21 protein-coding genes are annotated in these 26,081 nt (G+C 58.7%); 13 read left to right on the forward strand and 8 right to left on the reverse strand.

Annotated features, from left to right (window positions below):
- Nucleotides 1-12 precede the first annotated feature (12 nt).
- From Q0650_RS17650 to Q0650_RS17700, 11 genes are all read left to right on the forward strand, one after another.
- Nucleotides 13-2,121 (forward strand): glycoside hydrolase family 3 N-terminal domain-containing protein, encoded by a 2,109-nt coding sequence (locus tag Q0650_RS17650; protein WP_298821393.1) that lies wholly within the window; start codon nucleotides 13-15, stop codon nucleotides 2,119-2,121.
- 186 nt (nucleotides 2,122-2,307) lie between these two features.
- Nucleotides 2,308-3,492, forward strand: a complete 1,185-nt coding sequence (locus tag Q0650_RS17655) for an acyl-CoA dehydrogenase family protein (protein ID WP_298821394.1) — start codon at nucleotides 2,308-2,310, stop codon at nucleotides 3,490-3,492.
- Between the two features lie 206 nt (nucleotides 3,493-3,698).
- Nucleotides 3,699-5,582, forward strand: coding sequence for a sigma-54-dependent Fis family transcriptional regulator (locus tag Q0650_RS17660; protein WP_298821395.1), 1,884 nt, complete (start codon nucleotides 3,699-3,701; stop codon nucleotides 5,580-5,582).
- A gap of 442 nt (nucleotides 5,583-6,024) precedes the next feature.
- Entirely contained in the window at nucleotides 6,025-6,759 is a 735-nt protein-coding gene (locus Q0650_RS17665) for an MIP/aquaporin family protein (protein WP_298821397.1), read from the forward strand.
- A gap of 38 nt (nucleotides 6,760-6,797) precedes the next feature.
- A complete protein-coding gene (gene dhaK, locus Q0650_RS17670; RefSeq protein WP_298821399.1) occupies nucleotides 6,798-7,796 on the forward strand; it encodes a dihydroxyacetone kinase subunit DhaK in 999 nt (332 codons plus the stop codon).
- Nucleotides 7,797-7,855: 59 nt separating this feature from the next.
- The gene (gene dhaL, locus Q0650_RS17675) at nucleotides 7,856-8,503 is read left to right on the forward strand and encodes a dihydroxyacetone kinase subunit DhaL (RefSeq protein WP_298821401.1); all 648 of its coding nucleotides are present in this window, start codon (nucleotides 7,856-7,858) and stop codon (nucleotides 8,501-8,503) included.
- Between the two features lie 46 nt (nucleotides 8,504-8,549).
- Nucleotides 8,550-10,046, forward strand: a complete 1,497-nt coding sequence (gene glpK, locus Q0650_RS17680; protein ID WP_298821403.1) for a glycerol kinase GlpK — start codon at nucleotides 8,550-8,552, stop codon at nucleotides 10,044-10,046.
- A gap of 188 nt (nucleotides 10,047-10,234) precedes the next feature.
- The gene (glpA, locus tag Q0650_RS17685) at nucleotides 10,235-11,905 is read left to right on the forward strand and encodes an anaerobic glycerol-3-phosphate dehydrogenase subunit GlpA (protein ID WP_298821405.1); all 1,671 of its coding nucleotides are present in this window, start codon (nucleotides 10,235-10,237) and stop codon (nucleotides 11,903-11,905) included.
- Nucleotides 11,906-11,929: 24 nt separating this feature from the next.
- Nucleotides 11,930-13,168, forward strand: coding sequence for a glycerol-3-phosphate dehydrogenase subunit GlpB (glpB, locus tag Q0650_RS17690; RefSeq protein ID WP_298821407.1), 1,239 nt, complete (start codon nucleotides 11,930-11,932; stop codon nucleotides 13,166-13,168).
- Between the two features lie 74 nt (nucleotides 13,169-13,242).
- Nucleotides 13,243-14,472, forward strand: coding sequence for an anaerobic glycerol-3-phosphate dehydrogenase subunit C (locus Q0650_RS17695; RefSeq protein ID WP_298821409.1), 1,230 nt, complete (start codon nucleotides 13,243-13,245; stop codon nucleotides 14,470-14,472).
- A gap of 112 nt (nucleotides 14,473-14,584) precedes the next feature.
- Nucleotides 14,585-16,456 carry a protein kinase domain-containing protein gene (locus Q0650_RS17700; RefSeq protein ID WP_298821411.1) on the forward strand — a complete coding sequence of 624 codons (1,872 nt, stop codon included), beginning with the start codon at nucleotides 14,585-14,587 and terminating at the stop codon, nucleotides 16,454-16,456.
- 14 nt (nucleotides 16,457-16,470) lie between these two features.
- On the opposite strand, the gene Q0650_RS17705 is transcribed toward Q0650_RS17700, so the two are convergent.
- From Q0650_RS17705 to Q0650_RS17740, 8 genes are all read right to left on the reverse strand, one after another.
- Entirely contained in the window at nucleotides 16,471-17,679 is a 1,209-nt protein-coding gene (locus tag Q0650_RS17705; protein ID WP_298821413.1) for a glycosyltransferase, read from the reverse strand.
- 1 nt (nucleotide 17,680) lies between these two features.
- On the reverse strand, nucleotides 17,681-18,898 hold the full coding sequence (locus Q0650_RS17710) for a patatin-like phospholipase family protein (protein ID WP_298821415.1): 1,218 nt from the start codon (nucleotides 18,896-18,898) through the stop codon (nucleotides 17,681-17,683).
- Nucleotides 18,899-18,931: 33 nt separating this feature from the next.
- Complete coding sequence (locus Q0650_RS17715) at nucleotides 18,932-19,459, reverse strand: polyhydroxyalkanoate synthesis regulator DNA-binding domain-containing protein (protein ID WP_298821417.1); 528 nt, start codon at nucleotides 19,457-19,459, stop codon at nucleotides 18,932-18,934.
- A gap of 162 nt (nucleotides 19,460-19,621) precedes the next feature.
- Nucleotides 19,622-20,101 (reverse strand): phasin family protein, encoded by a 480-nt coding sequence (locus Q0650_RS17720; protein WP_298821419.1) that lies wholly within the window; start codon nucleotides 20,099-20,101, stop codon nucleotides 19,622-19,624.
- 178 nt (nucleotides 20,102-20,279) lie between these two features.
- Nucleotides 20,280-20,723, reverse strand: coding sequence for a GNAT family N-acetyltransferase (locus Q0650_RS17725; RefSeq protein ID WP_298821421.1), 444 nt, complete (start codon nucleotides 20,721-20,723; stop codon nucleotides 20,280-20,282).
- 144 nt (nucleotides 20,724-20,867) lie between these two features.
- A complete protein-coding gene (locus tag Q0650_RS17730; protein WP_298821423.1) occupies nucleotides 20,868-22,175 on the reverse strand; it encodes a phosphoribosylamine--glycine ligase in 1,308 nt (435 codons plus the stop codon).
- Nucleotides 22,176-22,223: 48 nt separating this feature from the next.
- Complete coding sequence (locus tag Q0650_RS17735; RefSeq protein ID WP_298821425.1) at nucleotides 22,224-23,081, reverse strand: bifunctional 5,10-methylenetetrahydrofolate dehydrogenase/5,10-methenyltetrahydrofolate cyclohydrolase; 858 nt, start codon at nucleotides 23,079-23,081, stop codon at nucleotides 22,224-22,226.
- Entirely contained in the window at nucleotides 23,078-23,716 is a 639-nt protein-coding gene (locus Q0650_RS17740; protein ID WP_298821427.1) for a cyclodeaminase/cyclohydrolase family protein, read from the reverse strand. The genes Q0650_RS17735 and Q0650_RS17740 overlap by 4 nt, the downstream gene beginning before the upstream one ends.
- A 209-nt stretch (nucleotides 23,717-23,925) precedes the next feature.
- On the opposite strand from Q0650_RS17740, the gene Q0650_RS17745 reads away from it, so the two are divergent.
- Entirely contained in the window at nucleotides 23,926-25,050 is a 1,125-nt protein-coding gene (locus Q0650_RS17745) for an ArsA-related P-loop ATPase (protein WP_298821429.1), read from the forward strand.
- A gap of 80 nt (nucleotides 25,051-25,130) precedes the next feature.
- Nucleotides 25,131-25,928 carry an SDR family NAD(P)-dependent oxidoreductase gene (locus Q0650_RS17750; RefSeq protein WP_298821432.1) on the forward strand — a complete coding sequence of 266 codons (798 nt, stop codon included), beginning with the start codon at nucleotides 25,131-25,133 and terminating at the stop codon, nucleotides 25,926-25,928.
- Nucleotides 25,929-26,081: the final 153 nt, after the last annotated feature.

The following is a 26,081-nucleotide window of genomic DNA, read 5'->3' on the forward strand; positions in this document are numbered from 1 at the left end:
TTAGGAGCATCCATGAACGACATCGAAGAGCGGATCGACCATCTCCTGGGACAAATGACCCTGGAAGAGAAGATTGGTCAGCTCAATCAACCGATGATCCACGGTCTGCCTGGACTTGATCTCTTGCGTCAGGGCAAAGCCGGCTCGATCATCAATGCCTTCGGCGCGCTCAGCGGGCAAGGATTCGACCACCTCAGCAGCGCTGAAGCGTGCAACACGCTGCAAAAAGCCGCGCTCGAATCTCGTCTGGGCATTCCATTACTGTTCGGACGTGACATCATTCACGGCCAGCGCACCGTCTTTCCCATCCCGTTGGCGCAAGCAGCTAGCTTCAATCCGACGCTGGTGGAACAAATCAACCGCGTGGCTGCCCGTGAAGCCAGCGCAGTCGGCATTCGCTGGACATTCGCGCCGATGTTAGACATTGCCCGCGATGCGCGTTGGGGGCGAATTGCTGAAGGGTACGGCGAAGACCCATACCTGACGGCGCGGATGGCGGAAGCTGCCGCGCGCGGGTTTCAGGGCGACGATGTCAGCCAACCCGACCGACTGGTTGCCTGCGCCAAACACTACGTTGGCTACGGCGCTGCCGAAGGTGGCCGCGATTACGAACAGGCTGAAATTTCCGAACCAACTCTGCGCGATGTCTATCTCCCGCCGTTCCGCGCTGCCGTTGCCGCTGGCGTGGGCACCGTGATGAGCGCGTTTCTTGATCTCAATGGAGTGCCGGCCACTGCCAACCGCCGGCTTTTGACCGACATTCTGCGCGGTGAGTGGGGCTTTGACGGTTTTGTCGTTTCAGATTGGGAATCGATTGGCGAGCTGGCGCAGCACGGTGTGGCCGAAGATCGCGCCCAGGCAGCGGCGCTGGCACTCCATGCCGGTGTCGATATGGATATGGTGAGCGGAGCCTATCAGGAGACGCTGGCCGAAAATCTACGCTGCGGCAGAATCTCTGATGCAGAACTCGATACCGCAGTGCGCCGCGTCTTACGCATCAAACACCGCGCCGGCATCTTCGAACGCCCCTTCACTGATCCCGAACGCGCAAGCCGCGACATCCTTACTGCCGAAGCGCGTGACCTTGCCCGTCAGGCCGCGCGCGAAACCATGGTGCTGCTCAAAAACGACCGCAACCTCTTGCCGCTACGCGACATGCGCCGTATCCTGGTGGCAGGCCCGTTCGTTCATGCCACTGCCGAACTCTTCGGCACCTGGACGATGGATGGGCGAGCGGAGGATGTCGTTCCGCTCGATCAGGCGTTTCGACAGATCGCGCCGACAGGGGTTGAACTGTGGTTTGCTGCGACGCCGGATCTGGCTTTGTCACGCGCCCACTATGCCGATGCCGTCATCTTGCTGATGGGAGAACATCCGGCCCGTTCGGGTGAGAACGCCAACGTGAGCGACCTGAATCTACCACCCGGACAACTGGAATGGATCACGGCGGTAGCAGGAATCGGCAAACCAACAGTACTCGTCGTCTTTGCCGGACGGCCTCTGGCGATCACCCGCGCAATCGCTCAGGTGCAGGCAGCGATCTATGCCTGGCATCCGGGGCTGGAAGGGGCAGCAGCACTGGCTGAAATCCTCTTCGGTCTGGCTGCGCCATCTGGCCGATTGCCGGTCAGCATGCCAAGAGCAACCGGTCAGGCGCCGATATACTATGCGCGCAAGCCCTCAGGCCGGCCCTTGCGCGAAGATGGCCCCTTCCGTACTCGTTATGTCGATCTACCAACTGTGCCACTATACCCGTTCGGATACGGCCTTACCTACACCCGCTTCAGCTACAGCGATTTACGGATAAGCAGTCAGCGCATGCGCGACACACTCACCGTCAGTGCGCTCATCACCAATGTGGGAGAGCGCGCAGGTACCGAAGTCGTGCAGCTTTACATACGCGATCTGGTCGGCTCGCTGACTCGACCGATCCGCGAACTGAAGGGATTTCAGCGCATGACCTTGCAACCGGGTGAGTCCCGGCGAGTACAATTCACGCTGCGCGAAGAAGATCTCGCCTTTACCCGCGCCGATGGCAGTTGGGGCGCCGAACCGGGTCGCTTCAAGGTATGGATCGCTCCCCACTGCGAAGCCGGATTAGAAGGCGAATTTATGCTGTAATTTCACCTCTGGCGGGCACAACAATATCGTGCCCGCCATTTCACATGTGCGCCACAAATACACCGCTGCAATGATTGACAACGATACCGCGCCGCTCGCGCTTGCCGGTACACCTGTATCGGTTGTTTCGAAATATGCTATAATTATTACGCAGTGCGTCATAACAAGTACTTGAGGAGGCGACCAATGACGATCGCGGCTGAACGCGGAACTGACCTGTTTCGATTCGACGATCTACTCACCCCGCGTGAACGCGCCCTACGTGACAAAGTGCGCGCATTCTGCAACGAGCATGTCCTGCCGATCATCAACGACTACTGGGAGCGCGCCGAGTTTCCTTTCGAGTTAGTGCCGCGTATTGCTGAGCTAGGAATTGTAGGTGGCACCATCCAGGGGTACGGTTGTCCGGGCTTCACCAGCGTCGAAGTGGGATTAATTGCCGCCGAGCTGGCCCGCGGCGACGGGAGCATTGGCACCTTTGTCGGCGTCACCAGTGGGCTGGCAATGGGCGCTATCGCCGCATGCGGTTCCGAAGAGCAAAAGCAGCGCTGGCTCCCGGCGATGGCCCGGCTGGAGAAGATCGGCGCCTTTGCCCTGACCGAACCTTACGTCGGCTCTGACGCAGCTCACATTCGCACGACTGCCCGGCGGGTGGATGGCGGCTATCTCCTCAATGGCGCCAAACGCTGGATCGGCAACGCCACCTTCGCCGATGTGATTGTGGTCTGGGCGCAAGACGAAGCAACGGGACGTATTGGCGGCTTTCTGGTTGAGAAGGGCACGCCAGGCTATCAGGCGACCAAGATTGAAGGAAAGATTGCCAAGCGGTCGGTCATCAACGCCGACATCACACTCGAGAATGTGTTCGTCCCGGAAGAGAATCGACTCCCGCTGGCCCGCTCGTTCCGCGACACGGCCAACATTCTCAAAAACACCCGGTACGGCGTGGCTTGGGAAGCGGTCGGTCACGCGCAGGCCGCTTACGAACTGGCGCGCGAATACACCTTGCAGCGCGAACAATTTGGCCGCCCGATTGCCGGTTTCCAGTTGGTACAGCAGAAGCTAGTGCAGATGCTCGGCGATCTGACCGCGATCCAGTTGATGGCGTGGCGACTGAGCAAACTGCGTGACGAGGACGAGAGCCAGATCACCGAAGGGATGGCTTCGCTTGCCAAACAATATTGTGCAGCCAAAGCGCGGCAAATCGTCGCCCTTGGCCGCGAGGTGCTCGGCGGCAACGGCATCTTGCTCGACCGCCACATTGCCCGCCACTTCGCCGACATCGAAGCCGTCTATACCTATGAAGGCACGAACGAGATCAACACGCTGGTTGTTGGACGCGAGATTACCGGTATTGCCGCCTTCGTGTAGCAGTCAACCACACTACCATATTATGCGCGAGGTGTAGAGACGGTGTAATGCGCCGTCTCTACGCTGTAAGGAAGCCATGGACTACGCTTCCCACATCTGATAGCGGGTAAGATCACAGGCTTCTCACAGTGGAACATTGGCAGGAGGTGAACGAACTTTCAATCTGGCATATAATAATGGTAACGACATGTTATCAAAGGTGGACTATGGTCACACTCCCTCTTCCGCCAATCCAGCGCTCGTGGGAACGCTGCCGGGCACGCAATCTCGATCCAAACAGTCCGCCACGGGTCGGCACGGTTAACCTGAATGGGTGGAGCCATAGCCATCTGCAAATGCTGGCCCGTTCATCAATCGAGGATCTCTACCAGCTCAGCGATCATCCCGGCTTTGCCGTTCTTGTCTGCGACGAGCAAGGAACCATTATCGACATAGCCGGTGATAGCATCGTGATCGAGCAGGCGCAACAGCGCGGGTTTGGGTATGGCATTAGCCTGGCCGAAGAGATTGCTGGCGCCAACGCAGTCGATCTGGCATTGCGTGAAGCCCTGCCTTGCCAGACCAGTGGCGATGAACACTATTGCAAATGGTTGCAGCCATTTGCGCTGGCCGCGGCACCGATCTTCAGCCCCGATGGCAAAGCATTAGGCGCGCTGGCCATTCTGACCCCAGCTCATGCCAACCACCCATACATCCTCGGCCTGGTCATTGCCGCAGCGCAGGCATTGCACAACCAGTTGCGAGCCGAACGACTACTCAACGAAGCCAACGATCACCTGAGCGAACTCTATGCCACACTGGACACAATCAATGAGGGACTGATCTTCGTCGGCCCCCATGGTGAGATTCGCCGGCTGAGTCGGCGCGTGGCAAACATCCTTGCAATCAATGCGCGCTCAGCCGCCGGTCGCCCCCTGACCAGCGTTATTCCACTGCCACCGGCAATCGCTACCGCGCTGCAACACTTGAGCACGCTGGAAGAACAGGAAGTGATCTGGCAAACTGCCGTCGGCGCGCAGGCAGTGATCTGTAGCGTGCGACCGGTGTGGGATCGGAGCAAACGCTACCTGGGGAGCCTGATCACCCTCCGCCCAACTGAAAGTGTCCGCCAACTGGTACAACAAGTTGTCGGAGCCCGTGCCACGTTTACTTTTCGCGACATCATCGGTCAGAGTGAGACTATCCGCCACGCGTTACGACAGGCCCGGCTGGCGGCAGCCGGACGGGGCGCAGTGCTGTTGCGCGGCGAGCCAGGGGTAGGCAAAGATGTCTTTGCCCAGGCGATACACAATGCCAGCAGCCGGGCAAACGGGCCATTTGTGCGCGTCTCGTGCGCAGCCATCCCGCGTCAGTTGCTCGATAGTGAGCTATTTGGGGTTGAAGGGAACGAACGCCAACCCGGTCGGCCTGGCAAACTAGAGCTGGCTCACGGCGGCGTCATCTATCTGGAAGCGATTGACGCCCTTTCATTTGATCAGCAAACCAATCTGCTGCGCGCCATCGAGATGGGGCGCGTGATACGGACCGGCGGCGCGCGCCCTATTCCAATTGATGTGCGCGTGATTGCCACCGGTCACGATCTCGAACAACTGGCGCAAGAAGGACGCTTCCGCGCCGATCTCTACGCTCGCCTCAGCGTATTCACCATCGATATTCCCCCATTGCGCCAGCGCGACAACGATGTCATCTTGCTCACCAACTATATGGTGCAACGCCAGAGCGAGCAACTAGGGCGTCCGATTGCGCTCGATCCCGATGCGCTGGCCGCGTTACGCGCCTATCCCTGGCCGGGCAATGTGCGAGAACTCGAAGTCGTGCTCGAACGAATGGCGCAGGTAAGCGCCAAGAGCGTCTTGACCGTTCACGATTTGCCCCCATCGATCGCGCGCCACGCCACGCCGCTCACAATGGCAGACAGTCCGAGACTGGCCGAAGCGCACGAGTTAAGCGAGCGTGACGCAATCCTGCGCGCCATCCGCGCCGCCGGCGGTCGCATAGGCCGCGCCGCAACGCTGCTCGGTATCAGTCGGGCAACGCTCTGGCGGAAAATGACCCGCTATCAAATCGCGCGCGATGATCTCACTCCATGACTTGTGTTTCAATATTGAAACATTTTTATGCTTCGCCCGGCTTTTTCACAGCTTGACGCCGATCCTTCTACTTTGCTACGATACTTATGCCAAAGCACTATTAAACTCATTCACTAAATAACCATGTTGGCCTTGGCCATTGACGATACGCTGTTAGACGTATCGTTGTGGTGCCTGGGAATTTTTGCGCATTGCGTCCGGCAATGCATCGCAGCAAAGAAAGGAGGTGCGCAGGGCGGGTCGCCGAATGCTTCTCACTTTCCAAACGGCGTGAACGCCCAATCCAGTTCAGATGCGTTGGCACGCCATGCGCGCGTGCAGAGTGGCCAAATCGTTTGCGCCACTACCAGGGTTTACACGCATCACGTTCTCTGTTCGAACGCTGGATCAAGGTTGATTCGTAAGAACTGGTTTCGCTTGTGTTGCAAGGAGGAGACCTTCTATGCCTGCGTCCTTTCTGGGCGAAGTATTCGGCACCATGATTCTGATCCTGTTTGGCAACGGCGTGGTCGCCAATGTGCTCTTGACACAATCGAAAGGGAATGGCGGCGGCTGGATCGTCATTACCACTGGCTGGGCTTTCGCCGTTATGTGCGGTGTCTTTACTGCGGCAGCGCTCGGCAGCCCTGGCGCCGATCTCAATCCGGCTGTGACGATTGCTGTTCTTATCCGCGGTGACTATGATTTCGGCACGGCGATCATGCATATCATCGCCCAGTTTATCGGCGCATTCATCGGCGCAACCCTCGTCTGGTTGACCTACCTCTCGCACTGGGAAGTTACGAAAGATCCCGGTTTGAAACTGGCCTGCTTTAGCACCGGCCCGGCGATCAACAAGCCGGTCAACAATATCATTACCGAAGTGATCGGCACGTTTGCGCTGCTCTTCATCATCTTTGCGATCTTCAGCAGCGACGGCGCCACTGGCGGCAGCCCAGCCAGCGGTCTCGGCCCGTACCTGGTGGCGGCATTGGTGTGGGGTATCGGTCTCTCGCTCGGCGGCCCAACCGGCTATGCCATCAATCCGGCCCGCGATCTTGGCCCGCGCATTGCCCATGCAGTGCTGCCGATTGCCGGCAAGGGCGATAGCAATTGGGGCTACTCGTGGGTGCCGGTCGTCGGTCCCATTATCGGTGGCTCGATTGCCGCGTTGCTGGCGAATGCGCTAGGCATGTAACAACCATTAGCAGTTATCACCTCAAGGGGAGGAAGCCTGTGAAGAAGTTGATCAACGCGCCGGAAAACGTCGTTAAAGAGGCGTTAGCCGGTATGGCGATCGCTCACGCCGATCTGATCGACGTGCATTACGATCCCGACTATATCGCGCGCAAGGGCGCACCACACAACAAGGTTGGTGTGATTTCCGGCGGCGGTTCGGGACACGAACCAATGCACGGCGGATTTGTCGGCTATGGCATGCTCGATGCGGCCTGTCCCGGCGCGGTCTTTACATCGCCGGTGCCAGATCAAATGCTCGCGGCTACCAAAGCGGTCAATGGCGGTAAGGGCGTGTTGCACATCGTCAAGAATTACACCGGTGACGTGATGAACTTCGAGATGGCGGCAGAATTGGCCGCAGCAGAGGGCATCGAGGTCGCCAGTGTGGTCACCAATGACGATGTGGCTGTTGAGAATAGCACCTGGACGGCTGGCCGTCGTGGTGTCGGCGTAACCGTGTTGCTCGAAAAGATCGTGGGAGCCGCCGCTGAGTCCGGCGCTGATCTGGCTACCTGCAAGGCTATTGCCGAGCGTGTTAATGCCAGTGGCCGCAGCATGGGCATGGCGTTAACCCCATGTACCGTACCGCAAGCCGGCAAACCTGGTTTCGAGCTGGCCGACGACGAGATGGAAGTCGGAATTGGCATCCACGGTGAGCCAGGTCGCCGCCGCGAGAAGCTGGCTCCTGCCCGCGATATTGCCGAGATGCTGGCCGGACCCATCCTGGAAGATCTGCCGTTTAAGAGTGGTGATGCCGTGCTGGCCTTTGTCAATGGAATGGGAGGCACGCCACTGATCGAGCTGTATGTGATGTACAATGAATTAGCGCGCATCCTGAAAGATCGCAACATTACAATCGCGCGATCGCTGGTGGGTAGCTACATCACCTCGCTCGAGATGGCCGGAGTCAGCTTCACCCTGCTCCGACTCGATGACGAGATGATCAAGCTCTGGGATGCGCCGGTGCATACGCCGGCTTTGCGCTGGGGGATGTAGCGGGAAAGGAAGCCGCGGCGGAGCGCCTGGCTCCGCCGCTAGACGAACGTAGGGGAACCATGCAGATCACTGCTGATCACGTCATTCGTTTCCTCCAACTGGTTGCAGAACGGGTCAAGGAACAACGCGATTACCTGACCCGGCTTGACGCAGCCATCGGTGACGCCGACCACGGCGTAAACCTTGATCGTGGGTTCAGCACGGTGATGAGCAAATTACCGTCGGCAACTGATCGCAGTATCAGCGGCCTTCTCAAGCTGACCGGTATGACCCTGATCTCAACGGTTGGTGGCGCCAGCGGACCGCTCTATGGCACCGCTTTTCTACGCGCCAGCACTGCAGTCGGCGATCGCGCCACCATTGGCGCCGATGAGCTGATCGCTGCGCTCACTGCGGCCCTGGAAGGGATCCAGACCCGCGGCAAAGCCACCCGCGGCGAAAAGACGATGATCGATGCTATTGCGCCGGCAATCGATACACTGAAAGAGCAGTATGCGGCGAGCGGTGATCTGCTGGCAGCCATGCGCGCTGCGGTTGCTGCGTGCGAACAGGGTATGATCGCAACCGAACCGATGCTGGCCACGAAAGGGCGAGCCTCCTACCTCGGTGAACGCTCAATTGGTCACCGTGACCCAGGAGCTGCTTCTGCCTTTTTGATGGCCCAGGTGATGCTTACAGTGCTTGAGCAGGTTGCTCAAGAAGGTTAGTCTGTCACGCTCTGGCGGCGTGATAGGGACAAAGGAGTCTGACAGTATGGCAAAGTATGCCGCTGCGATTGATCAGGGTACTACCAGCACTCGCTGCATGATTTTTGACCATAGTGGCAACGTCGTTTGCTACGACCAGAAAGAGCACGAGCAGATCTATCCCCGCCCCGGTTGGGTTGAACATAGTCCTGATGAGATTTGGGAACGCACTCAGAGTGTGATTCGGGGCGCATTGACGAAGGGTAACCTGAGCGCGAGCGATATTGTCGCGGTAGGTATTACCAACCAGCGCGAGACCGCTGTCGTATGGAACCGCAAGACTGGTCGCCCGGTCTACAACGCTATCGTCTGGCAAGACACTCGCACCGATCAGATTTGCAATGAGCTGGCGGCTGATGGCGGTCAGGATCGTTTCCGCGCCAAAGTCGGTCTGCCCCTGGCAACCTACTTCTCCGGCCCCAAGATTCGCTGGATCCTCGACAATGTGCCCGGCGCCCGTGAAGCCGCTGAGGCGGGAGACGTGGTGTTTGGCAATATTGATACGTTCCTGACCTGGTGGCTCACCGGTGGGCCTGATGGCGGCGTCCACGTGACCGACGTAACTAATGCCTCGCGCACGATGCTGATGAATCTCGAAACACTCGATTGGGACGACGAGATCCTCGGTATCATGGGCATTCCCCGCCAGATGCTGCCAAAGATTATGCCCTCGAGCACTGTCTATGGCACGGCTACCGGTGAACTGGCTGGCGTGCCGGTGGCCGGAATCCTCGGTGACCAGCAGGCAGCCATGGTCGGCCAAACCTGCTTTGACGTTGGCGAGGCCAAGAATACCTACGGCACGGGTTCGTTTATGCTCCTCAATACCGGTACCAAGATCGTGCCTTCGAAGAGCGGCTTGCTGACGACCGTGTGCTATAAATTCGGTGACCAGCCTGCCGTTTATGCGCTCGAAGGCTCGATTGCGATTACCGGCGCGTTGGTACAGTGGCTGCGCGATAATCTCGGCCTGATCACGACCTCGGCAGAGGTTGAGGCACTGGCCAACCTGGTGGAAGATAATGGTGGTATCTACTTCGTGCCGGCCTTCTCCGGTTTGTTCGCACCGTACTGGCGTTCTGATGCGCGTGGCGCGATCGTTGGCCTGACCCGTTATGTCAATAAAGGACACCTCGCTCGCGCCGTCCTGGAAGCGACTGCTTACCAGACCCGCGAAGTGCTCGATGCTATGGAGCAGGATTCGGGTGTGAAACTGACCGCGCTGAAGGTTGATGGTGGTATGGTATATAATAACACCCTGATGCAATTCCAGGCCGACATCCTGGGTGTGCCGGTCATTCGGCCTAAAGTTGCGGAAACAACCTCTCTCGGCGCCGCTTATGCTGCCGGCCTGGCGGTTGGTTTCTGGTCGAATACGGATGAGATGCGGGCTAACTGGGGCGTCGATCATACCTGGACGCCGAAAATGGATGAGGCAACCCGCGAACGCCTCTATCGAGGCTGGAAGAAGGCGGTGACCCGCACCTTCGATTGGGTGGAATAGTCACCATAGTACGTTAAAAGAGAGACGCCAGACCTCAACGGTTGGCAAGGGATAACGACACCTTCGCATAATGATGAGTTGCGATCAGTTGAACTTCCCAAGCGCCAATCGATGGTACAGCGTCTGAATTGTAGCAAGACCGGCAGGAATCCTATCCTGCCGGTCTTGCCGCCCGTCAGGAGACTCTCATGCAAACCATTTCCACCGATGTGCTGGTGATCGGCGGTGGCGCGACCGGAACCGGTTGTGCGCTCGATTTAGCAATGCGCGGTATTCGCTGTGTGTTGGTTGAGAAGGGTGATCTGACTCACGGCACAACTGGTCGCTACCACGGCCTTCTCCATTCCGGCGGAAGATATGTAACCAAAGATCCGCAATCGGCCACCGAATGCGCGCATGAGAATGCTATTCTGCGCCGGATCATGCCGCATTGCATCGAGCCAACGTCCGGCTTCTTTGTGATTACTCCGTGGGATGATGAGAGTTACGGCGATGTGTTTGTCGCCAACTGTCAGCGCACTGGCGTACCGGTGCAAGAGATCTCGGTCGCTGAGATGCTACGCCGTGAGCCGGTACTCAATCCGCGCATCTCACGGGTGTTTGAGGTTCCTGATGCCTCCGCCGATTCGTTTCTCGCCACGCATTCAGTGGCACTCGCTGCCCGTGAGTACGGCGCCGATATTCGCACCTATCACAATGTTGTTGACCTGATCCGCGTCGGCGATCAGGTGATGGGCGCTATTGTTGAAGACCTGCGGAGCGGTGAACGCATTCGGATCGATTGCGCGTATGTGCTTAATGCTGCCGGCGCCTGGGCCGGCAAGATTGCGGCGATGGCCGGCGTGACGGTGACGGTTGTGCCGGGTAAGGGCACGATGGTCGCGATGAACCATCGTATGGTCAATACCGTGGTCAATCGCTGCAAGTTGCCGTCTGATGGCGATATTATTGTGCCCATTCATACCGTAGCCGTGATTGGCACGACCGATGTGCATGTGCCCGATCCCGATGTGTTCGGAATCGAGCCGGAAGAGATTCAATTTATGCTCGATGAGGGCGAGAAGCTGATCCCTGGCTTCCGCCAGTATCGCGCATTGCGGGCCTGGGCCGGTGTACGCCCTCTCTACAAAGACAAAGACGTTGCCAGCGACCGCGACATTCCCCGCACGTTCAAACTCCTCGACCACGAGGCACGCGATGGTGTTCGTGGTATTCTCTCGATTGTCGGCGGTAAGTGGACAACCTATCGCCTGATGGCCGAGCAAACGGTCAACGAACTTGCCCGTCGCCTGGGTAATACCCAGCCTTGCCGCACGGCCAGCGAGGTCTTGCCGGTGCCCCGTTTCGAGCATCGCGCTCATTCTACCGTCACCGTATCACCTGATCCGGCAGCCCAAACACCTTATTACTGGTTGGGCAAACCGCTGGCCCTGGTCGAGAGCGAACACGCTGCCGGCGAGCTGATCTGCGAGTGTGAATTGGTGACCCGCGAGCGCATTCTGGCTGCTATCGATGCCGGCGCGCATAATCTTGATGACATTCGCCGCGATGTGCGGATGGGTATGGGGCCGTGTCAGGGCGGTTGGTGTATCTATCGCACTGCGAATCTGCTTTATGAACGGCGGTGCGCTAACGGCTTGACTCATACGAATGCCAACGAAGCTATTATGCACTTCTTGCAAGAACGTTGGAAGGGCTTGACATCTGTCTTATGGGGCGATCAATTGCGCCAGGCGCGGCTTGATGAACTCATTTACGTCGGCGTGCTGGGCATCCAGTATCTGCGACCGCTGGCCGAACCGGGTGGCGGCCTGGTCACGCAGCATCCGGCGATTGCGACCGAATACGTGCAGGCATAGCTACCGGGATACGGGGGAGCAGATATGTACGACACCATTGTCATAGGCGCCGGTTTGAGCGGCATGATGGCTGCTATCGGTCGCGCCGAGCGGGGCGAAAAGGTACTGGTACTGGCTAAAGGTTACGGAGCTACTCACTGGTCAACCGGCTGTATCGATCTCCTGGCCGGTTGTGATGATCCGTTCCACGGTATTACCCAACTGGCAGCGCAACGGCCCCATCATCCTTATGCCCTGGCCGGTCCGACAATGATTGAAGGTGGGATTGCTCGCCTCCGGGCTATCTGTGAAGCAGCCGGTTATCCGCTGGTCGGCAATCTCAATCGGCATATGCTCCTACCCACTGCGCTGGGTGCATTGCGGCCTACGACCTTCGCGCCGGTCACGATGATCGCCGGCGATGCCCGCCAGTTGCGCGATGGCCGTCCAACGCTTATCGCTGGCTTTGCCGAATTGCGCGACTTCTTTCCGCCTTTAATTGCTGCCAACCTGCGCGCGCAAGGCATCGCCGCCACAGCGGCCCAACTCGCTATGCCGCCTGTGGGTCGGCAACGTGATTTCAGTCCGGCCACCCTGGCCCGCCTCTGCGAGCAGCCTGCGTTTCGCGCCAGCCTTGGCGAACAACTGGCGGCGCTCGCGCGGCAGGGTGACTATGCTCGCATTGGATTGCCGGCAATTCTCGGGCTAAAACACGCTACTGAGGTAGTGCGTGATCTGCAAAACCGCGCTGGCGCGCTGGTATTTGAAATTCCAACCCTGCCAGTCTCAGTGCCGGGCATGCGGTTGTACCAAATTCTAGAGGATGAATTCCTGAGATTGGGTGGCCGCATCCAGCTTGGCGGGTTTGTGCAACGTGGTGAAAGCATCAGCGACACACTGGTCGCTGTGTTCAGCGAAGCAGCAGCGCGTGAACAACGCCACGCTGCGCGGCGCTGGGTGCTGGCCACCGGAGGCATTCTCGGCGGTGGCGCGCGCGCTACCCCGGAAGGCTATGTGCGTGAAACGGCGCTCGATCTGCCACTCCAGGCTCCCGCCGGGCGCGCTGGCTGGTTTGCGCCGCGTTTCCTCAACGAAGAGGGGCATCCGATCTTTCAGAGTGGCGTCCGGGTTGATGAGCGCCTGCGTCCGCTTGATGCTGCCGGTCGGCTGGTATACGACAATGTGATGGTCGTCGGTGGAGCGCTGGCCGGCTTCGACCCTATTCGCGAAGGGTGTCTTGAAGGCGCAGCTATCGCTACCGGCTGGATGGCAGGGATGTCATGAATGAGGCATCAGGTGACGAGTTTCGTGGCTCTCAGCGACTGACATTGCTTCTTGCACACACAGGAACAGGCATCATGGATCATATCGAGCTTTCGCTCACCCAGTCACTTGATCACTGCATTAAGTGCAATATCTGTACATCGGCCTGCCCGGTGGCGGCAGTGACCGATGCCTTCCCCGGTCCGAAATACGTCGGCCCACAGGCGCAACGCTTCCGCCACGCCGCTCAGCCGGTGCCTGATGAGTCGGTCGATTATTGTTCCGGCTGTCGGGTCTGTAATCAGGTCTGCCCGACCGGAGTGCGCATTGCCGAACTCAATGCCCGCGCCCGCGCGCAAATTGTCGCCGAGCGCGGTATGCCGCTGCGTAACCGGATTATTGCCCGTTCTGGACTGGTTGGACGCCTGAGCAGCGGGCCGCATGCGCCTCTGGTCAATTTTACGCTCAATTTTGCTCCGGCGCGCTGGTTGATCGAACGGGTAATGGGGATTCATCGTCACGCTCCGTTACCGAAAGCCAGTACATACACCTTTCGCAGTTGGTTTAAGCGGCGCAAACCGACGGTCAATGGCAAGCGGCCACAGGTGGTCTACTTCCACGGGTGTAGCACCAACTACTACGAACCACGCGTCGGTCAGGCAGCAATTGCCGTGCTCGAACACCTTGGTTTTGAGGTGATTGTGCCACCTCAACGGTGTTGTGGTCTGCCATTGCTCTCAAACGGCGATTTTCCCGCTGCGCAGAAACAGCACGAATATAATGTTACCCACCTCTTACCGTATGCGCGCGCCGGCATTCCGATTGTCGGCACCAGCACCAGTTGCACACTCACCCTGAAGGAAGAGGCTCCCGAACTGCTCGGTTTGCACGGCGATGACATTCGCGCGGTTGCAGCCGGCACTTACGACATCTTTGAATTTTTGCGTGACCTGTATATGCAAGGTCGTCTGCGCACTGATTTTCGCCCAATCGAACGCGCGATCCCCTATCATCCCCCCTGCCAGTTGCGGGCGCATCGAATTGGTAGGCCTGTGCTCGATGTCCTCGGCCTGGTACCTGGCTTGCGTTTGCAGGAAAGCCGCGCCGAATGCTGCGGTATCGCCGGCACTTACGGCATCAAACGCGAGAAATATCAGATTGCAATGGATGTCGGTCAGCCGTTGTTTCAATTCGTGCGCGCTAGTGGCCAGGATCTCGCTCTGTGCGACAGTGAAACGTGTCGCTGGCAGATCAGTCACGCCACCGGAGTCGCAACGCGACATCCGATTGAAATCCTGGCCGAAGCATACGGACTTCAGCCATAACCGGTTTATCGTCAACACTCCCTACGGTCGAAGCGGCGATCTGGTTCGGCGCTGCTTCGACAATTTGTTATAATACGGTTCACTGTGTCCGCTTCTGCTCGGAGTGTTGGGCATGCTTGCGCCAGAAACAGTCTTGCAGGGCCGGTATCGCGTCATTGCCCAAATCGCTAAAGGCGGCATGGGTGCTGTCTATCAGGCGCGTGATCTACGGCTACGCATTGACGTGGCTTTAAAGCAAACTCTCTTCAATGATGAGGCGTATCGCCAGGCATTCGAGCGTGAAGCGCAGATTCTGGCCCGCTTGCGCCACCAGGCCCTGCCGCGCGTGATCGACCACTTCATCGACCCGCAGGGTCAGTTTCTGGTGATGGAATTCATCCACGGCGAAGATCTCGGTAACCAGCTTGCCCGCCTTGGCCGCCGCTTTGCGTCACCTCAGGTACTGCCGATGGTGGTGAAGTGGATGGATCAACTACTCGATGTCTTGCATTATTTACATACCCGGCCAGTGCCGGTAATTCATCGCGATATTAAGCCGAAGAACCTTAAACTGACCCCGAGTCACGACATCATCCTGCTCGATTTTGGCCTGGCCCGCGGTGGCATGACCATTTCCGCCGGCATTGACGGATCGGGAACGCGCAAAGTGTACGGCTTTACTCCACCGTATGCGCCGTATGAACAGATGCGCGATGGCGATCCGGATCCGCGCAGCGACATCTATGCACTGTCGGCCACGCTCTACCACCTGTTAACCGGCGTGCTGCCGACCGATGCGATGACCCGCATGGCCAGTTTGATCAATCGTCAGCCCGATCCTTTGCGCCCGATTCGAAGCCTTGCGCCCCACGTGCCGGAGGGACTCGCCCAACTGATCGAACAAGGCATGGCCACCCTGATCGATCAGCGCCCTCAGTCAGCTCGTGAGATGCGTGAGGCGTTGCATCGCCTGCGCGGACGGCCAGTTGGAATGAAGGCATCGGCCCCGATTCAACCGATACCACAACCGGTAGCAGTATCAGCGCCTGACACCACCGACACACAACCACCATCGACGCCGGCGCCAACCGTTACTCCGTCAGCGCCAACGCCAACACCGGTCGGCACAATGCTTCGGCGCCTGGTCACCGGCAGTCAGGTGCGCAGCCTCGCTTTTTCCCCTGATGGGAACCTCTTGCTGGCCGGATATGATGATTACACCGTCGGTGTATGGGATGTGAGCCGCGGCGAGCAGATCGCCAGTCTCCGCGGCCACGAAAGCAGCGTTCGTTCGGTTGCGTTTAGTCCTGACGGCAAACTGATCGCTACCGGCAGCGATGATGAAACCGCGCGGATCTGGCGCGCTGCCGATTGGCAAACGATGCGAATTATTCAACATCCCGCCTGCCCGATTGAGAGTGTCAGTTTCAGTCCTGATGGTCGGTATCTGGCAGTTGGCGGCTGGGGTAGCGCTATCACTCTCTACGAAATCCGGCAGGATAGTATCGAACCGATCGGCCTGTTGACCTGCCCATTCGTCCATTCGCTGAGTTTTTCACCAGATGGATTATTCCTGGCAGCCGGTTGTTACGATGGCGCCATTTACCTCTGGCGTGTCGCCGATCAACAGGCACTTGAACCGATCAGTGGTTTTAACACGTTTATCTATAGCGTGGCATTCAATTCGGACAGTGCCATCATCGCTGCCAGCAGCGGCATTAGCATCCGATTATGGCGCCTCAAAGACCGCCACCCCCTCGACACACTTCAGGGTCACACCGCGCCGGTGCGCGGACTGGCATTTAGCCCACGCTTACCGATCCTGGCATCGGTGAGTGAAGATCGCAGCGCGCGTTTCTGGCACATCGAACACGGGCAACCCCTCGCGCTCACACTTGAACATAGCGCCGGCATAAGCTGCCTGAGCTTTAGCCCCGATGGTCAGTTGCTGGCAACCGGCGCTCACGATGGCCGCATCTGCCTCTGGCAGGCACCCATCGAGTGATTGCGCCAGCGCCGCTAACACACTACCCGGATCCGTTCGATGAGGGCAAGAATCCGTTCAGCTCGCCGACCGTATGTATGTTCGGCGGCGAGCGCTTGTCGCGCCGCCGGCAATGCCGGATCAGTTTCAGCCAGCGCAGCGGTAAGCGCTGCCTGCAAACCGGCCAGATCGCGGCGCGGAAAGCTGTAGGCCAGATGCGGCGGCAAGATTTCGTATAGTGCCGGCAAAGCCGGCAACACAACCGGCAACCCTAACGCCATATACTCGAACAGCTTCAACGGCGAAGCCGTCACATCGGTTACGGTATCGGGAATCACCAGCGCATCAGCCGCGCCCAGCCAGCGCACTACTTCCGTCTGTGGACGCGGCGGCAACAGGTAGAGATCGGCAGACATCGCTGTCGTTTCAGCCACACGCAAACCTTCACTGATCGCATGCGCCGCGAGAGCTGCCCGCTCGCCAGGGCGACCACCCAGAATCAGAGTAATCAGCGCCGGATGGGTTGCGCGGAGCGCGCGCGCAGCGCTGAGCAGACCGTCGAGCCAGCGATGAGCGAAGGTCATCCCGGCATAGGCCACAATCGGCGCGGCAGGTGGTAGGCCCAACGCAGCGCGACACGCGGCCCGATCCTGACGCGCAAAGATCCGTTCATCGTAAGCGTCAGGGATCACCGCAACACCTGCCGGGTCGCGCCACCCGATCTGAGCCAGCAATCGGCGAAAATCGTCGGTCAGTGAAGCCACGGCAGTCGCGCGGCAGATGGCAGTCCGGTCGATCAGATCGAGCAACCCGCGCGCCCACCGCTCTTTGGCGCGCGAGGGATTGCGTGACTCGAGATCGTGCGCCTCGTAAATCACCGGTATGCTGAGCCGAGGCCCAAAGACACCGGCCCACCAGGCAGCAATAATTGGCTGCCGAATGTAGACCGCCTCGACGTTGGGTCGGAGAGGGGCAACCAGCGTTGCCGTCATTGCGGCAAACGCCGAATGCTCAAGATAGTAAAGCAGCGTACTCTTGTAGAAACGCGACAACTTCCCGATTGCCGGACGCGGCAAATGCACAGCGCCCACCTCGCTGAATCGGCTCGGTTCCAGGCCCCAACGTGGAATGAGGGCGAGGGTATCGGATCGACGCGCGCGCAACTCACGCAACGTAGTATAAGTCTGCAATGCATTGGCCGATTGCAGATTGAGACTGGTTGGATAAGCAATATAGACGATCATGTCAACGGGCGACTTCAAGCCGCGACAACAGACGATCCAGTTCAGCCAGGGTTGATGCTAATCCTTCCGGCGCAGTATGCAACGAGCCACCCGTTACCAGCGCCGCGCGCACCAGGTGCGGATTATCGCCGGCCATCTCCAGGTTTCGCAAATCTTGCCGGATCCGCTCATCGGTGATCGAAATGCCGTGGCGGGCCATCATTGTCCGATAATACGGATAGTGATCACACAAATGACGCGCCACGCTCTCGAATCCGTGACGGGCAATCGTCATACGAGTGCGAAAGCGCATCGTATTTTCGGCAAACATCGTTCGATCATGCCGCGATGGCTCGATCAGAATAATATCAACCTCAGGGTGCCGGCGCCGAACCTGCTTGATGTGGTAGTGCAAACCGGCGTGAATAAAGGTGCGAAAGACCTGATTTCCGATGCGCTGAATGCCTTGATCGCTGATCGCCGCGCCGGGCGGATGACGACGATTGTCAAACGGCACCATCGGATTGATACAAACGATCAACTCTGCCCCACGCTCAATGGCCACGTCGAGACTGGCCGTGCCACGCAGGCCACCATCGATATAATCACGGTCACCGATCCGTACCGGACGGTAAAAGATGGGGATGGCGGCTGATGCGCACACGGCGAGCGAAATCGGGACATCTTCCAACGGCGGCAAGCCAAACACTGCCCGCTCGCCAGTATCGAGATCGGTCGCGATGATAGCCAGTTCTCGATCCAGGTCGGTAAAACGATTCGAGCGGCCAGGCTGTTCGAGCGCTACTCGCAGATAGCGTTCAAGGGCCTGTGAGTCATATAGACCGGTCGGCAAACCCACAGCCAGGGTCTCGATCAGATCGAGTAAAGAAGCTTCACTTCCTTCACGCAACCAGCGCTGGATAGCATGCGCCAGCGCGCCAGGCAAATGAGCCGCCCGCCGCAACAAATCGGCCAGATTCAATTGGTAGAGATGGTGGGGTTCGAGCTGATCGATCCCGAGCAGCGAACTCTCGAGCACGCTAATCAGCGTGCGCGGTGACATATTGTTAGCGAGGCAGGCATTAATCAATGCCCCAGCACTGGTGCCGACGTAGATATCAAATTCGTTGACAGAGAGATGTTCCAGTACCTGATCGATCGCGCAGAGCGCGCCAATTTCGTAGGCGGCGCCGGCGACACCACCACCTGCCAGAACCAGAGCCGTCGTGCTGCGATGCATAGCCTGCCTCTTTGCTACTATGTTCTGAACACTTCAACGCCGGCGCAGTAACTGCTCAACTGTTCTGGCCAGGGCATCAATTTGAGCGTGAAGCCGCTCAACATCGTTGCGCGTGGGCACGTCAGCTATTCGATCGGCAAGCTGGTTGCGCGCGTCACGAGCAAACTCTTGTCGCAAAAGAAGCCTGCGCCAGCGATCGGCTTCTTCAGGCGACAATTCGCCTTCGTTCACCAGCACATCGATGCGCCGACCAATTTCAGCCTCGATCAGATCGTCTCCACCGAGCGAACTGAAGAGAGTGCGCCGCAGCGTCGTCAGGGTATCGCCGCCAACCTGGATCAGACCGGTTAGCAGATTGGTCGGCAGCGGCGAGTTGCGACCGCGGGCCTGCAATACAACCTGCGCCAAAATATTGGCCGTAATATCGTCGCCGGTTTCGTTGTCGAGTACCTGAACCGTTTCGCCCTCTTGCACCAGCCGGGCAATGCCGTCGAGCGTGATATAACGCTTCTGATTGGTATGGTAGAGTTTCCGATTAGCGTATTTTTTGATGACATGCATGGTATTGCCGCCCTCAGCCGAACCAGGCAACGAGATCAGGTTTCCGTTTTGCCTCACTTTCGGCGTGGATGAAGTAGTATCAGCGGCAATTATAACACGCTGCGCCAAAACGCCGGCAACTGCGGACAATGCCGCAGCGCCGGCGTCAACAAACCTGACCAGCTACTTATCGCCACCCTCTTCCTTCGCCTCGCTGCGAGCGCGGCTGCGGCTCGGCGTCTCTTGAGCGCGGCGCAGTTCTTCAACACGAGCGGCCAACTGGGCAATCTTGGCGCTCAGCTCATCGATGTCGCGCTTGGATGGGATATTGAGCCGGTTGAGGAACTGCTCAAAACCGGTTTCAACCTGCGCGGTCAGATTATTCAGATTGGCCTGCACTTGATCGGCCTGAGGCATCGCCGTCTTGCGGAAGCGCTCAGCAGCCTCTTCGAACAGCTTCTGCGCATCTTTCTGCGCCAGCTCACCCCGCTCAACCAGCCGGTTGAGGAATGCCTCGGCCTCCTCGCGGCTGAGCGCAAAAGCGCCGATCCCGGCCAGCATCAGCTTACGCACAATTTCGAAGACTTGTACGCTCGGATTGACCGGTGGCGGTGTTTCGTCAATCTGGCGGACGTTAACCTCAATCTCTTCAACCGTCGTCATAAGAGCCTCCTGCTCTATGCTTGTATGGCCTGTTATTATCATAGCACAGTCTACCAGGTTTCGGTAGCCGTATAACGCAGCGCGTTACAGACTCGAATATAACACACTGCGTCATGAAAGTCAATGCCAGAAAAGTTGCCAGCAGGCAAGCTTTGGTACTAACCACACCACCATCGATCTACGCTGTCGCCGGCACATCCCACACGAAATGGAAGCTGCTCAGCCGCATGCCTTCTCGCTCGTAGAAACGGTGCGCATCTTTGCGCCACACCCCGGAATCGAGATGAAGCTGGTCGCAGCGTTCGGCGACGGCCTGCTTCTTCAGCCAGGTGAGCAGTGCGGCGCCATATCCGCATGAGCGACAATCAGAGCACGTAACCAGATCATCAACGTAAAGAAACCGGCCCCAGGCCAGATTTTCGCTTACCCGGAAGCCGGTCACTGCAACAACCTCGCCGGCAACCCAAACCGCAGCAAGGTGATAGCCCTGCGCCATCTGTTGGCGAATGCGCGCAACGAAGGTCGCTTCCTCCAGGTGAGGACGAAGTTCGCGCATTACCGGATAGCAGGCGGCAATCTCATTGTCGGCGGTTGCCAGAACGATTGACAGGTCAGGATGCATCTGAATTACTCCGCTTACAAGAGAACAGGAATACGCTTAATGCAGTCTCTATCTGCGCCAAACATAGCCTCAACCAGGGGTAGCAAAGCGCGCATGGATCACTGCGAATCGATACCAACGAGGAAAGAAGAAAGGTGTTGCACCTTATGCCTGTTCGCTGGCGCCAACATCATCGCGGTAGGTACGTCCCGGAAACCGGATCCGTTCCGCGTTGATGATTGCCCTCCCGCGAGCGCCGGCCAGGGTTGCGCCTGACGCCACCACAACCACGACGTGCCCACCGGTTAAATACAACCCACCGCTGCCGCCACCAAATAAGCGATCGCGCCGGGCGGGATCGTAGCGCAAAATGAACGGCGACTCGGTCTGATCATGAAAAACCAGCACCCCCTCTTCGACCTCACTGATTCCTTCAACGGCAGCGTTGATCGGGTAGTGATGGGGATACCCCTGAGTTACCAGCGCCAGGGCGACAGTCGCCTCGTCGCGCCAGCGCAATGGCGGCAGATGATGCAATCGCCGCGCAATGGCCGCCTCGAAATAGGAGGCCAGATCGTCGATCATCCGCGGCAAGACGGCCTGCGCTTCCATATCGCGCAGACTACAACGCAAGCCGATGATCCGCGGGCCTTGCGCGCCGATGATATAATCAACGCCGATTATGCCCCAGTAGGGCAGTTGTTCACGCGCGATGGCTGCCATCAGCGGCTGCATGATGTGACGCTCCAGATAGGCCTTCAGCTTATGGGCATAGGTTGAATTGCTGGTCATGGCGCCCATCGCTGGCGCCGGCGGACTGTCAGGCTGTGGCCCCATGCCGTCATAGATACGCGCTGGTAACAGCGAAATGAGATGACTGCCATCGGTGATCGCGGAAAAGCTGACCTGTGGCCCGGCTACGTGTTCCTCAATCACCACCCCGTGGCTACTCCCCTCTACAGGTCGCGAAACGAACAACGCGCGCAATGCCTCCAGAGCGGTGTAGCGGTCGTGGTACACGCCTTCGCCAGAAGCCGGATGGTCGCCGCGCAAGACGACCGGTAATCGTTGCGCGGCGAGATACTTTTCGGCCATCGGCAGACTGGTAAAGCACCGTCCTGCCGGCGTTGGCAACTGATAGCGCAGGAGTAGCTCTTTGGCGTAGCAGCGACTCCACTCGATCCGGGTACTACGTTGTGAAGCGCCGCACACACCGATGTGCATGCTCACAACCTCATCAACCAGTCCGGCCCAGAGCGGTTCGCTACCGGCAGGCACGATCAGATCGACTCCTTCGTTAAATGCCCATTGCGCGACCTGCGCCGGTTGTAAGGGATCGAGATCGACCTGGGGCGCGATCTGGCACGCGCCGCCATTCCCCGGCGCAACCAGTACATCAGCAGTCGGGCTGGCAAAGAGTTTCCAGACCAGCGCGTGGGCGCGCCCATCATTGCCGAGAACCAGTATTTTCATGCCTGCATTGCCTTACTGGAGCGTGTGCGTTACCTGTCAAAGCTGCGCTCAGATCCCCAATCGAGAGCGTGTTGCTTTGATCAGGTTTTGCATGAGCATCATGTTGGTGACCGGGCCAGTGCCGCCGGGCACCGGCGTGATCGCGCCGGCAACTTCAACCGCCGCCGCAAAATCGACATCGCCGACCATGCTGCCATCGGCTAACACGTTTGTGCCGAAGTCGATGACAATTGCCCCGGGTTTGATCATATCAGCAGTGATCAGACCGGGCCGACCGGCAGCAGCGGCTACAATGTCGCACTCCCGCAAAACTGTGCCTAAGTCGGGCGTGCGCGAATGACAGATAGTGACAGTTGCATCAGCCTGGAGCAGCAAGAGAGCCATCGGGCGACCGACGATAGCCGATCGACCAACCACAGCCGCTCGCTTACCCCGCACTTCGATCCCGTAACGGCGCAATAGCTCCATCCCACCAGCAGGTGTATTCGGGGTAAGCGCAGGCCGGCCTTGCGCCAGCAAGCCGGCATTAATGGGATGGATACCATCGAGATCTTTTTCCGGCGCGAGACAATGCAACACTCCATCGAGTGATAAACCGGCGGGCAATGGCAATTGCAACAAGATGCCATCAATCCGGTCATCTCTGCTTAAACCGGCAACCGTTGCTTCAAGATCAGCCTGTTCGGTCACCGCCGGCAACGCAATGGCCCGACAGGCCGCTCCCAGTGCCTGACAGAGTCGATCAATGCTGCGCACATAACGGGTCGCTGCGGGATCATCGCCTACCTGAACAACGGCAATGGTAGGAGGACGATCGATTTGCGCCCGCAGTTCGCCAATCTGGGCGGTAACTTCGGCGCGTAGCTCTTGCGCCAGCGCGCGACCATCCAGGATTTGGGCACTCATGCCACCATCCTTCCCCGGACGATGGTGACGATACCGTCAACTTCGTCACCAAGCCCGATCAGCAGATCTTGCAACTGGGCGCGCGTTTCACGCACAAAGACCTGATCTTCCAGGGCCGCCAGATTGATCTCGACATTGAGCGCGGCGCTCTGCACGGTGGCGCGCACCAGCAAGACGGCCACACCGACATCGCTCACTACCAGCCGGGCGCAATTGCTGGCCAGCGTTGTGCAGAGTGGCAGGAGCGCAGCCGCAGCCTGGGCCACTCGCAGCGGTACCTCGGCTGCCAGCCGGGTAATCTGCTGGATTGCCGCTTTACGGGTTGCCGCATCGGCTTCAGTTGTGCGAGGCAGCTTGTACGCGGCAGCCAGCCGGTTAAAGATGGCAATATCTTCGTCGGCCAGCCGTTGCAATTCAGCTCGCAACTGCTCAGCCTGGGCATGAATAGCGCGCAACTCATCTTCAACCTGGGCAAATTGTGGTTTGCCGATCGTCAACTCACATACCATACTCACCAGACCAGCCGCCATTGCGCCGGTCAAGGCCGCTACGCTGCCACCGCCGGGGGTGGGCGCGCGCGAAGCCAGAGCATCGAGGATAGCGCCGAGCGGCTGTTGCATTAATGATTCTGACATGTCGCCTCCCTGAGCTGGACAAACTCATGGTAAGAACGCTCTGTGACGTTTGCCCTCATTATAGCTGATCGGTAGTACCAGCCAACGAGCCATACCGGCAGCATGAGTGTGCCGGGTATGGCGCTCTTTACCACCATTGCCGCAAAGTTGCATATAATATCCGACAGAAGCATGGTATTTTTACCTGTGCTGCAATCAGGATTGCGCCTATGTGGCCCACCACCTCGCAGATTATCATCTTTAGCGGCGAAGCGAGCGCTTTTGCCGCTACCGCTACCGCAGCAGCTTCGGCTACCAAAGGTCAATACACTCTCCTTGCCAGCCTGACTCCCATCCATGCCTGCGCAGCGCTGTTGGGAACCACGCTCGCGATCCAACCGGCAACGATTGCGCCGAGCCTCGATCTTTGGACGTTCAACCCACTGGTCGATCTGAGCGCAACCTGGGATGAATTGCGTTCTCGGGTCAGGTTACCCGGTCCGCCAATTGACGGCAACGATCTGCCCTTACTACCGGGTCTCGAACTCTTTCTGGCAGTGTATCGTCTGGCTGTGCATGCGCGACGCGGTTATCAACTGATCTGTGTTGATGCCGGTTCACCTGATGGTTTGCTTCGCGCGCTGGCAGTGCCCGATACCTTCCGCTGGCTGATGCGCCAGCTCTTTGGTCTTGACCGCGGTCCCGGGCAATCAAGCGATTCGCTGGCCCGGGCTGCTCTACCGGCCAATCTTCTGCCATTCGAGCAGATCGGGCAGATGCAAGAGGCGCGGGTGCAGTTCGAGCAACTGCGCGATGCCGCGCTCGATCCGACGCGGGTGCGCGCGCGGTTAGTCATTCGTCCTGATCAGGCCGGCTTGCGGGCCGCAACCCTGTATGCGCCGGCACTGCCACTCTTTGGACTTAATCTCGATGCGCTGATCGTTGGCCCGCTATTACCTGATTCCGGAACTCCAGATCCGCTGAGCGCACTTATTCAAGAGCAGGCTGGCGCGCTGTCCGCTGTAAGCGCGCGCTGGCCAAACTTGCCCCTCTTGCGCCTGCCCCTGAGTTCCACCCCGCTGGAAATCACTCGCCTGGCAGCGATTGGGCAAGATTTACTCTATCCGCCAGTACCGAAACCGCCGCCGATTGGATATGGCGCGCCTGACCACGCTTCTCTCAGCCTGTTACTACCCGGCGTTGCGCGCGACGATCTCAGTATCAGCGTGAGTGGTGACGAGTTAATCGTCTCGCTCGGGACATACCGACGACATCTGCTCTTGCCGCCACCATTGCGGGGAGTGCCGATCCGTGCCACGCGCGAGGGAGATCGGCTGACCATTCAGCGACGGTAACCGTTCCAAGGCCTGAAACTGTTTTGCGATTATGTTGCCTGTTGAGCGAAGCAACCTGCTTTTGCTGCAAAGAGGAGATTATGGCTCGCACAACCACAGATTTACGCAACCTGACCGCAGTGATCACGGGAGGCAGTCGCGGGATCGGGCGCGCAATCGCCGAGGCATTGGCGCGGGCAGGGGCACAGGTTGTCATCTCGTCAGCCAATGCGACCAACCTGGCTGAAGCCGAACGCACTCTGCAAGCTGCCGGCCTCAATGTGAGTGGCGCGCGGTGCGACGTGAGCAACCGCGCTGAAGTGGAAGCGCTGGCTGCCACTGCGGTTGAGCGTATGGGCCGCATCGATCTGTGGGTTAACAATGCCGGCATTTCCGGGCCATTCGGCTATGCGCTCGATGTGCCGCCGGAAGCCTGGGAACAAGTCATTCGGGTGAATCTGCTCGGCACGTACTACGGCTGCCGGGCTGCGCTGCCGTACATGATAAGACAGCGCAACGGTCAGATCATCAATCTGTCCGGCGGTGGCGCTAAACGCGCTCAACGCTTTCTCTCGGCGTATAGCACCTCGAAAGCGGCCATCGTTCGCCTGACCGAAGCCTTCGCTCGTGATTACCAGGATCACCCATATTTGCGCTTTAACGTGCTCACTCCGGGGATGGTGCCTACCGACATGATCAACCACTTCGAGACTGTCGGCCCGGGCGGAGAGGCTATCAAACAACTGCCGCGCGTCTTGCGCATCTTCGGCACCACTGCTGAAGAGACGGCAGAGCTGGCATTGCGCATCGTGCGGGAAGGAAAGAGCGGGCAGATCTTCGAGGTCATGCCGCGTCATCGCGCGATCTGGCGGCTGATCAAGGCTGCTCTACGCCGGTAACCAATGACTTCGACTTCCCAAAGATGACCAACGACCGGGAACGGAACTACGCGCTGCGCGCCAGTCAGCGGCTCTGTTCGCCGGTAGATAGTTCTCGTGCCGCCTGCCCACCCATCCTGTGCCAGAACGCGGCGCCGTATCACAATTTATCAC

Source organism: uncultured Chloroflexus sp. (assembly GCF_937129525.1).
Taxonomy (GTDB): domain Bacteria; phylum Chloroflexota; class Chloroflexia; order Chloroflexales; family Chloroflexaceae; genus Chloroflexus.

Excerpts from the sequence above, each read along its gene's own strand:
- Q0650_RS17665 (WP_298821397.1), top strand. The coding sequence starts at position 6,025 with ATGCCTGCGTCCTTTCTGGGCGAAGTATTCGGCACCATGATTCTGATC.
- Q0650_RS17705 (WP_298821413.1), bottom strand. The coding sequence starts at position 17,679 with ATGATCGTCTATATTGCTTATCCAACCAGTCTCAATCTGCAATCGGCC.
- Q0650_RS17740 (WP_298821427.1), bottom strand. The coding sequence starts at position 23,716 with ATGTCAGAATCATTAATGCAACAGCCGCTCGGCGCTATCCTCGATGCT.
- Q0650_RS17735 (WP_298821425.1), bottom strand. The coding sequence starts at position 23,081 with ATGAGTGCCCAAATCCTGGATGGTCGCGCGCTGGCGCAAGAGCTACGC.
- glpK (WP_298821403.1), top strand. The coding sequence starts at position 8,550 with ATGGCAAAGTATGCCGCTGCGATTGATCAGGGTACTACCAGCACTCGC.
- dhaL (WP_298821401.1), top strand. The coding sequence starts at position 7,856 with ATGCAGATCACTGCTGATCACGTCATTCGTTTCCTCCAACTGGTTGCA.
- Q0650_RS17720 (WP_298821419.1), bottom strand. The coding sequence starts at position 20,101 with ATGACGACGGTTGAAGAGATTGAGGTTAACGTCCGCCAGATTGACGAA.
- Q0650_RS17650 (WP_298821393.1), top strand. The coding sequence starts at position 13 with ATGAACGACATCGAAGAGCGGATCGACCATCTCCTGGGACAAATGACC.
- Q0650_RS17745 (WP_298821429.1), top strand. The coding sequence starts at position 23,926 with ATGTGGCCCACCACCTCGCAGATTATCATCTTTAGCGGCGAAGCGAGC.
- Q0650_RS17695 (WP_298821409.1), top strand. The coding sequence starts at position 13,243 with ATGGATCATATCGAGCTTTCGCTCACCCAGTCACTTGATCACTGCATT.
- Q0650_RS17660 (WP_298821395.1), top strand. The coding sequence starts at position 3,699 with ATGGTCACACTCCCTCTTCCGCCAATCCAGCGCTCGTGGGAACGCTGC.
- Q0650_RS17700 (WP_298821411.1), top strand. The coding sequence starts at position 14,585 with ATGCTTGCGCCAGAAACAGTCTTGCAGGGCCGGTATCGCGTCATTGCC.
- glpB (WP_298821407.1), top strand. The coding sequence starts at position 11,930 with ATGTACGACACCATTGTCATAGGCGCCGGTTTGAGCGGCATGATGGCT.
- Q0650_RS17710 (WP_298821415.1), bottom strand. The coding sequence starts at position 18,898 with ATGCATCGCAGCACGACGGCTCTGGTTCTGGCAGGTGGTGGTGTCGCC.
- Q0650_RS17655 (WP_298821394.1), top strand. The coding sequence starts at position 2,308 with ATGACGATCGCGGCTGAACGCGGAACTGACCTGTTTCGATTCGACGAT.
- Q0650_RS17750 (WP_298821432.1), top strand. The coding sequence starts at position 25,131 with ATGGCTCGCACAACCACAGATTTACGCAACCTGACCGCAGTGATCACG.
- Q0650_RS17730 (WP_298821423.1), bottom strand. The coding sequence starts at position 22,175 with ATGAAAATACTGGTTCTCGGCAATGATGGGCGCGCCCACGCGCTGGTC.
- Q0650_RS17715 (WP_298821417.1), bottom strand. The coding sequence starts at position 19,459 with ATGCATGTCATCAAAAAATACGCTAATCGGAAACTCTACCATACCAAT.
- Q0650_RS17725 (WP_298821421.1), bottom strand. The coding sequence starts at position 20,723 with ATGCATCCTGACCTGTCAATCGTTCTGGCAACCGCCGACAATGAGATT.
- glpA (WP_298821405.1), top strand. The coding sequence starts at position 10,235 with ATGCAAACCATTTCCACCGATGTGCTGGTGATCGGCGGTGGCGCGACC.